Below are 10,582 nucleotides of genomic sequence, written 5' to 3'. Positions count from 1 at the left end.
CAACAATGTCGTTAAGAGGGAGAAGCTGGACATCACCTTTCAGAAAATTGCCAATCTTGCTGATTTCAATGTCAGCCATATCAGGAGCACCTGTACCGGATTGCAGTGCCACCAGCAGTTTATTGTGGTTATCATCATAAGGGAACGTCGTCGCTTCTAGTTTGATTGACTGCTCAGGATGTGCTTTGTTCCAGGACTCTGCCATGCTTTCAAAAAATTTCTGATGCAGTTCATTAAACGTCCAGAAACTCAGCTTGACCGGCTCGCCTGGCTTGGTTGCGCTATCATTTTGCGTTGAGCTCGGGCTTGATGTRCAAGCAGATAGTAAAAGCATCGATGCCAAGACCACAGCTGAAGTAACTTGAAGCTTCCTTTTCATAACAATGATTCCCCCTAGATTGGAATTAACAACGTGTAAGCGCTTTACACATCGAATTATAGTACATAAAATTCCATATTTATATAACCAATTTAGTATAAAATCACATTTATTATATTAAACATATTCCATTTTATTGATTTACTAAGTACAATGAAACTAGCTAGATTATACAGAATCAGGTGATGCTCGAATGAATAAAGTTCCTCTCTATCGACAAATTTACCAATCCATCAAAGACAAAATCATTTCAGGAGAGCTTCGTCCCAGGGATCGCGTGCCTTCCGAGCAGGAATTCATGGATGAATTTAGAGTCAGCAAAATTACGGTGAAAAACGCCTTGGCCGTCCTCGTGGACGAAGGGCTCGTCACCCGCATTCAAGGGAAGGGAACCTTCGTATCACCAGATCCCGCCCCCGTGACCACGGAAATCACTTCGATCGGATCTATTCCTGTAGCGCCAGCTGCGCACAACAATCCTTACAATTACATAGGTCTGATCATCCCTACGATGAAAACAAAGGTGATCCAACGACTCGTTGATTATGTCGAATATTATGTCAAGGAAGCCGGCTATCAGCTTGTCCTGCATATCACTCGGGAGTCTTCCCATGAAGAATCCCGTGCCGTAGAGCAGCTCACGAATACGCAAGGCGTCCGCGGCATCATTGTTTTCCCTACGGAAGATGAGAGTTATAACGAATCGCTGCTGCGCTTGTCTTTAGATAAATACCCATTTGTCTTCATTGACCGCTACTTGCGAAATATCGATACGTACCGGATTACATCCGATAACTGGGGCGGCGCCTACGAGACCGTTGACCGTCTGCTCAAGGAAGGCCACCGGCAAATTGCGCTGATTTCCCCGGATAATACGAATACATCCATTGAGGACCGCACCCATGGCTTCGAAAAAGCTTATATTGACGGCAATATTCCCATTGATAAAAGCTTATGGTGCCACGTGCCCATCGACATCCTCAGGACGGGCGACACCTCAGCTTATGTTGCAAAATTTCTGCATCAGCATCCGAACATTACGGCTGTTTTTGCTTTGACAGCCGAGATGGCGAGGCTTACGCATCATGCTCTCCATGAGGAGGAAGCCTTGAATTCGAACACCGTGCTCGTGTCCTTCGATGATCCGGAAATCCCGGGCATCTCGCATGTGCTGCAGGATGAGGAGCAAATGGCGCTGTCCGCCGTAAGCTTGCTGCTCGAGCAGTGCAGCGGRCAGTATACTCCGCAGCGCGTGGAGATCCCTGTGAGATGGGTTCGGGTCTAAGGCGCAGATTTGGACTAGCTTCCGCGGAACTGTAGTCCTCTATTTCAGCGAAATCAGCCGATATCGCTGACCGAGCGGAACTACAGGGCGCTATTCGCGCGCAGTTGCCTCATATCGGCCCGAACAAACGAAATAGCGCCCCCTAGTTCCCCTTAGCAGGGCAAGGGGGCGTTTTACTGCACGATAGCGGATCAGAGTTCCTCTCCGCCGCCGATGCAAACACAAAAGAGGAGCCCACGGCTCCCCTCTTCCTATCCTTCCAGCTGTATCCACTCCGCATACAGCTGGTCCAAAGCCCCCTGCGCTGCTTCGCGCTCTGCCCAGAGGCGGCTCAGCTCCTCAGCCGCCGGATTCTCCAGCGCCTGGTCGAGCTCGCCGAGCCGCGCCTCCACTTCCGCGATGTCCCGCTCCAGCCTCTCGCGCGCGAACGCAGCCGTGCTGCGCGACTTCTCGCGCGGCTCCGCCTTGGCCGCTGCGGCCTTTAAACCAGCGCCGGTCGACTTCGTCACCGGAGCGGCATCCGCCTCTCGCGCCTGCGCCGCGCGCAGCTGAGCGCTCTTAGCTTTGTAGTCATCAAAGCTGCCCAAATAGACGGTGATGCGCCCTTGATCCAGCTCCCATATTTTCTGGGACAGCCGGTTCATGAAGTAACGGTCGTGCRTCACCGCAAGCACCGTACCCGGAAACTCCTCAAGCGCTTCCTCTAGCGCCTCCCTTGAGGCAATGTCCATATGATTCGTYGGCTCATCCAAAATGAGCAGATTCGGCTTGCGCAGCACGAGCAGCGCAAGCCGAAGTCGCGTCCACTCCCCGCCCGAAAGCGAGCTAACAGGCTTGAAAACATCCGCGCCATAGAATAGATAAGCAGCGAGTCTGCCTCTAGCTTCCCCTTCTTCCATGCGGGCTTCCTCGCAAAAGTAGGCCAGCACCGTTTTCTTCTGGTCCTCGGGGTACTCCTGCTGCGCCAAGTAACCGATGTCCACGCGTGCGCCAATTTCCAGCTCGCCCCCGTCAGGCTGTACCTCGCCCAACAGCATTCTCAGCAAGGTCGTTTTTCCTGAACCGTTATGTCCCAAAAGCATCACTTTCTCGCCATACTCCAGCAAGCCGCTTGCCCGCCGCAGCAGCACTTTATCCCCATACTGCTTACTTACTTCATCGAACACGATTACCCGCTTGCCAGAGCGATCGTCCACCTTCAGCCCGAATTCAGCTGCCTTCGGATCAAGGACAGGCCGCTTCAGCTTCTCCATGCGATCGAGCGCTTTCTGCATGGACGCCGCTCTGCGGAAAAACTTCTCGTTCCCCCCGACCCGCCCCCACTCCATTAGCTGCTTGATCGTCTCTTTCATTTTCTTGATGACCTTCTGCTGCTCCTGATAATCGGCGAATTGCTGCAGCAGCCGGACTTCTTTCTCCTTCATGTATCCCGTATAGGAAGTCAGATAAGTCGAAGATTCTCCGTCTTCCAACTCTACAATCTTGGTAACGACCCGGTCCAAAAAGTAGCGATCATGAGATACAATGAAGCATGCACCCTCATAATGGGTCAAATATTCCTCCAGCCATTCCACGCCATATAGATCGAGATGATTCGTCGGCTCATCGAGCAGCAGCACATCCGGCTTGCCGATTAGTTGAGAAGCGAGCGCAATCTTCGTCTTCTCCCCACCGGACAGCGAGGCGAAGTCTCGCCCGTATACCTCGCGGGCAATGCGAAGTCCGCTTGCCACCTGGTCGATCCTGGCGTCCAGCTCATACCCGCCTTCCCGCTCGAAACGCTCCTGCAGCTGCGCATACCGCCTCAGCAGCTGGTCGAGCTCACCGATGGCCGATGAATCAGACATGCGCTGTTCCAGCTCTGTCATCGCGGCGCGGCATGCGAGCAGCTCCGCAAAGCTAGCCGCAAGCACATCGTACACGGTGCCTCGCTCCCACTCCGTCGGAATCTGGGCTAAGTAGCCGATTCGCGTATCTTTACGCACCGTCAGCAGCCCCTCGTCCGGCTTCTCCATTTTGGAAATGAGGCGCAATAGGGTCGATTTGCCGCTGCCGTTGCGCCCAACCAATCCGATTCGTTCCCCCTGATGAATCTCAAAAGTGACGTCTGCCAGCACCAGCTGGGCGCCGTGGTATTTCTTCATATTTTGACCATTGATAATTAACATTGTTAAGGATCCTCCCTGGTTATGAAAGACCCTATCCTGAACGCAGCAAAAAAGGCCGCAGGAAAATTCCTACGACCTTGAGCGGATCATCCGATTGAGGTTAAGGTAGGTGTCTTTTCGTGAGTTGTGATGCCGTATGAACATTTTTGGACAGACTTCTCCCGTTGCATGCTGCTGCATGAACGATGCCAGCCATCGCGATGGGTAACTGGCTCACACGGTTGTTCACAAACTCTCGATTCATCCTACCTTCACCTCCTCTGCCTACTATGTACAAAATCATATCATAACCGCCGGTCAATTCGCAACCGCAAAGCACCCATATTCTGGGCCTAACGCTCGCTTCGCATCTTGTCCGTGACTTCCAGATAAAGGACCTGGAGAAACTTTTTAATGTTAATTTTGCTTTTCTCCGACTTCAAATTCTCATCGATTTCTTTCATTTTCATGCGGACATCCTGAAACTCAAAATAAAGCGGCGCATAATGCTCGAATTTCGGATTGCTGTAATCGGTCAAGCCGATGCTTGCTATATGGGCTAAGGCAGCCATAACGGCTCGGCGAATGCGCTGCTCGACGGCTTTGCCTTCCTTTTCTACATCAGACTCTTGCAGTTTGTGGGTGCGAGCTGCCGTCTCATACAGTTCCTTAAGCGGCGGTATTCCGTCACCTCTATGATGCTTCGTCAGATGCTCGATAATGTCCGTCACATCTCGGCTTCCGCTCTCCCCGACAATACCCATATCCATGAGAATAGGCTGGACGATCTCGCGCACGCTGCGCTTTTTGCGAGTACTCTCTGGCGTGAGATTCAATAGGCTCAGCTTCGTCAAAGAATCCTGAATCTCCTTCAGGGAACGACTGATCTTCCACTGCTCGTTGACCTTGGAAAGCACCGCTTCCACTTCGATTTTGTTAATCGGCTTTTGAATATAATATTCGACGCCAGCCTGATAAGCCTTGCCGATCATCTCTTTATTTTCTATCTGCGAAATCATGACGTACTTACCTTGAAAGCCTTGCTCCTTGAGCCGAATGATGGTCTCAATCCCGTCCTGATCCGGCATCAGCAGATCGATGACAACAACATCCGGGGACGTTTCGAGCAGCACTCTCTCCCCTTCGCTCCCGCTGCCTGCTGTTCCTACGACTTCGCCTAACCCGCCTTTTTCAATAATCTTGTGCAGCATCAGCCTGCTTACCGCATCATCGTCCACAATTCCGAAAGACAGCATGATCTCTACGCTCCTTTTTTCAACGTATCGGTCAATAAGGTGATCACAAAAGTTGTCTGAGAGAAAGGCTCATCAGAGCGCAAATGAATATCCCCGCCTAAGGAATGAACAATATCCCGTACGTGAGAAAGCCCGATGCCCGTTGCGGCAAAGCCTTCCTGATTGAATTTCGTTGTGAAACCAGGCTCGAAGATCATATCCTTCTCGAAGTCGGCAATCCCCGTTCCCGTATCGGAAACAGTCAGAATCGTTTCAGCGCCACACTCGTGCGCACTTACATGAATCGTTCCCTGATCCTCAATCGCCTCCACACTGTTGGACAGCAGATTATTCATAACCGTCAGCAGAGGAAGATAGTGATCCGAGTCATAATTAATTCGCAGATCCGTGGTGAATCGAATCCTTTTGCCGATCATGCCGCTGTATCCAAGATTGGATTTTATCGCGAATTCTATGATTTCCGCCAGCCTCATATTCGAAGCGAATTCCCGGTCAAAGAGCTTTAATAAGCCAGCAAGGATGCGCTGGGAGTCCTTTTTCACCTCATGGATTTGTTGCGTAATTTCCAAAATCGTGCGGGCATAACTTTTCAGTCCTGAGCCGTTCACTCTTTCGTATAAATTGTGGCTTTTGGCCGTCAGCTGCTCAATCGTTTCCATGGACTTGCGCAGGTAAAATACTTCGCCGTACAGTCCGCTGTTCGTATTCAGCATCTGCTCCATCCGCTTCTGCTGCTCACTGTGGAGGACTCTCATCTGATGAATGGTCACGCTGCTATAGATGCCGACCACGAAATAGCTTCTTACAAGTGCAATCACCGAAATATACACTAACTGCTGTGAAAATTTGTAGGGTGTATCGAAAATGAAGCTGCGCGCCAGAAGTTCAATCTCATTGGACAGGAGATCGATGAGCGATAGGAATAAACCAAGTACAAGGGGATGGAACCTCCCCATTTTCTGCTTCATCAAGCTCATGCCCACCGCAAAAGCCATGTAATACAGCATCGCAGGCAAGTGAGTCTGCATGCTCCAACCAAGCGATGCAGCGCCATGCGTCATGATCCCTGCCTCTATGGAACGAAACAGCAAAACGGTAATCCCAGTAATAATGCCTGTGTAGATATAAGGCAAATGTTTGAGCAAGAGCAGGCACAAAAGGAAGGTGCTGCTCCCAAGACCGATCCGAAACACTTCGCCGCTGAAGGGCGTTATTTTGAACTCGCCAGCAATTGCCGTCACAATGGCGATGAGAATCATTTGTAGCCCTTCATTTTTCAAGCGTCCCAGTCGATCACCCCCTAGATTAGATCCCATATCTGCTTGCTAATTAGAAGTATACAAACGGTAAGAAATAACGGGCGCACATAGGCTGAGCCTTTGCGAATTGCCATGCGCGAGCCCAGCAGTGAACCGCAAATCATCGCAATACCCATGGGAAGTCCGATCCCGTAATTGATGGAACCCAGTACCATGAATGTAGCCAAGCTCGCTATATTACTTCCAAAATTCAGCATTTTGGAGTTCCCTGCCGCTTTTACAAAATCAAAACCTAACATAAGAAAAACGAATATAAGAAAGGAACCCGTGCCAGGTCCAAAAAAGCCATCATAGAAGCCCAAGCCAAAAGCTGCGCCCCCCATTAGCAGAGCTGTTTTGGTAGAGTACTGGCGGAATGTCGAGCTGGCTCCCCAATTTTTCCGGAAAAGTGTGTAGATGGTTATTAGAATCAGCATGACGACGACCATTGGCTTTAGAAAATCCGAAGGAATTTGCCGAAGTACCATCGTTCCGCAAACGGCTCCTGATAAAGATAAAAGGAACAGGCCTTTTACCGCTTTGAAATCGATATTGCCTGAACGCATAAAGGAAATGGTGCTCGTCAGTGAAGACATCGTACCAGCCAGTTTATTCGTTCCTAGTGCGACTGCCGGTGGCAATCCCGTTGCTAAGAGTACAGGCAAGGCGATCAATCCCCCGCCTCCCACGACCGAATCTACATAGGCTGCCACGAACCCTCCAATGATGACGAACAATAACATTTCCCAACTCAAGTGTAACATGATGTTAATGACTCCTCTTTCAGCTCAAATTCTCTATACCATCCTCGCTTCAAATCTTCGCGCTACTAACGATAATGCATAATTGACTGCAAAATAAAGCACAGCCACGACAAATAGAATGGGTAAGGTATAGCTATAACTTTGTCCAATTACTATTTTCGCATGATGCATCAGTTCAGGCAAGGAAATAACAATGGCAAGTGATGTATCTTTGAGCAGGGAGATAAACTGGCTGACAAGCGGAGGAACCATACGGCGAAGCCCCTGTGGAATCACAATATGCCAAAGCGTTTGGACATAGCCTAGTCCAGAAGAACGAGCGGCTTCAATCTGCCCCTTGTCGATGGAAATGAGCCCGCTTCGCACAATTTCCGCAATCATCGCCCCTTCAAAAAGCGTAAGCGCCACAATTGTCGCATTCATCGGACCCAGCTTAATGCCGATATCCGGCAGGGCAAACCGGGCGAAAAAAATGATCAACAGTAAAGGCAAGTTACGAAATAACTCTACAGCTACGCCTAAAATAGGTGAAACGACGGGTATCTTCGTATAGCGGACCGTTCCCACGACGCAGCCTACAATGAAGCTGAGAATGATGGAAATCAGAGCAACTTTTAACGTCATATAGAAACCCTCGAAAATAAACTTCATATTATCAACGGAGAAAGCATGCAGGATATCCATTCATTCACCCCCTCGCCAGCTTGCGTTCTAGACGCAAGGCGCCGTAGCTTAGTGGCAGCGTTAAGATTAAATAAAGTACTGCGACAAAAATATACGTATCAAAAGTGGCGTACGTCTCACTGGCAATCTGATCCCCAAAATACATGAGATCTAAGCCAGCAAACACCCCAAGCACCGACGAATTCTTAACCAGGTTAATAAACTGGTTGCTCAGTGGCGGTATGACGATTTTGATCGCTTGCGGAAGGACGACATGCCACATCGTTTGCCCGTAGGTCAAACCGGAAGATCGTGCAGCTTCCGATTGGCCCAGCGGGACCGACATGATCCCAGCGCGGATCGCCTCAGCGATGAAAGCTGCTGTGTACACCGTCAGCCCCAAGGTTCCGCAGACGAAGCCGCTTAAGGTAATGCCGAGCGAAGGCAAGCCGTAAAAGAATACAAAAACGACGAGCAAAAGCGGAATGTTCCGAATGAACTCCACGTAAGCCGTGCCTATCCACTGCAAGGGTTTGACAGCTGAGATACGGAATATGGCGATTACCGTTCCCAGAATAAAGCTGCCGATTAGTGCTATGAGACTTGCCCAGATGGTGTTAACAAAGCCCTTCATATAGATATCGATATTGTCGGTAAAAATCGAAAAATCCGGCATCGGCTTGCGCCCCCCTCATAGACAGAAGATGGGCAGCTTGCGGCCACCCATCTTATCTTTGTTATTTGGATGGCGCCTCGCCGATCCATTTCTTATAAAGCTTGTCGTACTCGCCGTTTGTTTGCAGCTTTTTCAGGTTTTCATTGACCACAGCTTGGAGAGCTGTTTCGCCTTTTTTCATCGCGATTCCGTAAGGCTCATCTGTGAACGGATCACCCACAACGGCAAAGTTCGGGTCTTGTGCCACCATGCCGTAAAGGATTGCATTATCCGTGGTCAGCGTGTCCCCTTGCCCCGCTTTCAGAGCGCTGAAGGCATCTTGGTAGTTATCGAATTCCAGTACCGTTGCCTCTGGCGATTTGGCTTTAATGTTTCCAACGGATGTAGCGCCTTTTACCGCCAGTACCTTGGTGCCTTTTTTAATATCAGCGACCGATTTGATCGGGCTGCCTTTCTTAACTAGCAGGGACTGTCCCGCTTTAAAATAAACATCGGAGAATTCAACCTGCTTCTTGCGCTCCTCTGTGATCGTCATTGTCGCAACAATCATGTCGATCTCCTTGTTATCGAGCATCGGGATGCGCGTTTTGGACGTTACTTCCTTGAACTCAATTTTCTTCTCATCGCCGAGCATTTCTTTCGCCAGCGCTTTGGCGATGTCCACGTCGAAGCCTTCGACTTCGCCGCCGGTCGGATTTTTCAAGCCGAACAGCTTCGTGTCGTATTTGACGCCTACTACCAGCTTGCCTCTGCTTTTGATCTCATCGAGAACCGATGCGCCGCCTGCCGGCTTGGCCGTGCTTGGTGCGCTCCCGCTTGCTGCTGGCGAGTTTGCCGGAGCACTGGATGCGCCTCCCGTTGTAGACGTTGAAGCACACCCTGCCAATGCGAATACAGCCGTTAACAACACGATAAAATTCCACTTTCTAGCTATCATATAAGTTCATCTCCTTAATATTAGTGATTCAGAAACGATTGAGTGATTCCGAACAGGATATTAGTCTCGTGCGTGACCACAACCATCGTCATTCCCTCATGCGCGAGCGCCTTCATGACGTCGAGCACCTCTCCCACCATTTCGGGGTCCAAGGCCGATGTTGGCTCGTCGAACAGCATAATTTTGGGCTTCATCGCCAGCCCTCTGGCTATGGCTACCCGCTGCTGCTGACCACCTGATAATTGCGAGGGGTAGCTTCCCGCTTTGTCCTGAATGCCCACCTTCTCGAGGTAGTACATCGCCGTTTCTTCCGCTTCCTTCTTCGGTAAGCCAAGAACCTTCATTGGCGCAAGCGTGATGTTATCGATGACCTTTTTATGCGGATACAGATTAAAATGTTGAAAAACCATCCCAATGTCACGGCGCAGCTTGTTGATATCCGTCTTCTTGTCGCTGACTTTGCGCTCGTTCACGGTCAGATCGCCGCTGGTGATCGTCTCTAGTCGATTGATGCATCTGAGCAGCGTGCTTTTGCCTGAACCTGACGGACCGACGACAACAACAACTTCGCCCTGCTCGACCTGAAGATCAATTCCTTTGAGCACATGGAAATCGCCGTAGTGCTTCTCTACTTGTTGGAATGAGATCAATGGAACCCCCCCTTCGCTTAAAAGCTTAACCATGTAAACTATTTGTCATGTTAACTTACACTCGATGTCTTTAAATCTTAATGTCAAACTATGGAATCTTATATAATCCGACATGAGACTGAAAAAAGAATTAAAATTTCGTTAAGGCAGGTGGCGGCCTATTGTATGTTTAACCGTCTCGGCTGTGGGTGAAACAGTGGAGGGCGGGTTAGGCTGCGGAGGGCGCGGCGGCGACTCGGCGGGTGGAGCTGCGAGGGGCGGGGCAGCGTCTCGGCGGGCGAAGCTGCGGAGGGCCCCCGGCAGCGTCTCGGCGGGTGAAGCTGCGGAGCGCGCGGCAGCGTCTCGGCCGGCGGAGCTACGAGGGGCGGGCCTAGGCGCGCGGCGGCGATTATAGTGCTGAGGATGATTGATCGGAACTATGATCCTCTATTTGTCTGGAAAGCTGCGATGTGGCAGGTTGGAGGGAACTATGATCCTCTATTTCGCAGATTTAGGCGGAATAGCAACAGTAAGGAGGCGGATAAGAC

Annotated in this window: 10 protein-coding genes and 1 pseudogene; 1 reads left to right on the top strand and 10 read right to left on the bottom strand. The window is 50.4% G+C overall.

Annotated features, from left to right (window positions below; translation table 11 throughout):
- A partial coding sequence (locus tag AC1DUA_RS10405; RefSeq protein ID WP_477499667.1) for an ABC transporter substrate-binding protein occupies nucleotides 1-379 on the bottom strand: 379 nt, incomplete at its 3' end.
- Nucleotides 380-572: 193 nt separating this feature from the next.
- On the opposite strand from AC1DUA_RS10405, the gene AC1DUA_RS10400 reads away from it, so the two are divergent.
- A complete protein-coding gene (locus AC1DUA_RS10400) occupies nucleotides 573-1,664 on the top strand; it encodes a GntR family transcriptional regulator (protein WP_477499666.1) in 1,092 nt (363 codons plus the stop codon).
- A gap of 251 nt (nucleotides 1,665-1,915) precedes the next feature.
- On the opposite strand, the gene AC1DUA_RS10395 is transcribed toward AC1DUA_RS10400, so the two are convergent.
- The 9 genes and pseudogenes from AC1DUA_RS10395 to AC1DUA_RS10355 form a co-directional block, all read right to left on the bottom strand.
- On the bottom strand, nucleotides 1,916-3,832 hold the full coding sequence (locus AC1DUA_RS10395; protein WP_477499665.1) for an ABC-F family ATP-binding cassette domain-containing protein: 1,917 nt from the start codon (nucleotides 3,830-3,832) through the stop codon (nucleotides 1,916-1,918).
- A 100-nt stretch (nucleotides 3,833-3,932) separates the two neighbouring features.
- Entirely contained in the window at nucleotides 3,933-4,076 is a 144-nt protein-coding gene (locus AC1DUA_RS10390; RefSeq protein ID WP_477499663.1) for an RAxF-45 family protein, read from the bottom strand.
- An 88-nt stretch (nucleotides 4,077-4,164) separates the two neighbouring features.
- Nucleotides 4,165-5,067: a response regulator gene (locus AC1DUA_RS10385; protein WP_477499662.1), complete on the bottom strand. Its 903-nt coding sequence runs from the start codon at nucleotides 5,065-5,067 to the stop codon at nucleotides 4,165-4,167.
- 5 nt (nucleotides 5,068-5,072) lie between these two features.
- Nucleotides 5,073-6,383, bottom strand: coding sequence for a sensor histidine kinase (locus AC1DUA_RS10380; protein WP_477499661.1), 1,311 nt, complete (start codon nucleotides 6,381-6,383; stop codon nucleotides 5,073-5,075).
- Nucleotides 6,368-7,129 (bottom strand): TSUP family transporter, encoded by a 762-nt coding sequence (locus AC1DUA_RS10375; RefSeq protein WP_477499660.1) that lies wholly within the window; start codon nucleotides 7,127-7,129, stop codon nucleotides 6,368-6,370. Before AC1DUA_RS10375 ends, AC1DUA_RS10380 begins: the two co-directional genes overlap by 16 nt.
- A 33-nt stretch (nucleotides 7,130-7,162) precedes the next feature.
- Nucleotides 7,163-7,813, bottom strand: a complete 651-nt coding sequence (locus AC1DUA_RS10370; protein WP_477499659.1) for an amino acid ABC transporter permease — start codon at nucleotides 7,811-7,813, stop codon at nucleotides 7,163-7,165.
- A 4-nt stretch (nucleotides 7,814-7,817) separates the two neighbouring features.
- Nucleotides 7,818-8,468 (bottom strand): amino acid ABC transporter permease, encoded by a 651-nt coding sequence (locus AC1DUA_RS10365; RefSeq protein ID WP_477499658.1) that lies wholly within the window; start codon nucleotides 8,466-8,468, stop codon nucleotides 7,818-7,820.
- Between the two features lie 61 nt (nucleotides 8,469-8,529).
- Nucleotides 8,530-9,405, bottom strand: coding sequence for a glutamate ABC transporter substrate-binding protein (locus AC1DUA_RS10360; RefSeq protein ID WP_477499657.1), 876 nt, complete (start codon nucleotides 9,403-9,405; stop codon nucleotides 8,530-8,532).
- 65 nt (nucleotides 9,406-9,470) lie between these two features.
- Nucleotides 9,471-10,055: pseudogene (locus tag AC1DUA_RS10355) on the bottom strand (amino acid ABC transporter ATP-binding protein); the annotation flags it as partial.
- Between the last annotated feature and the right edge of the window lie 527 nt (nucleotides 10,056-10,582).

This window comes from Paenibacillus sp. 01T422 (assembly GCF_056398785.1).
Note: the sequence above shows the minus strand (reverse complement) of the source record. Positions and strands in the feature narration are given on the sequence as shown.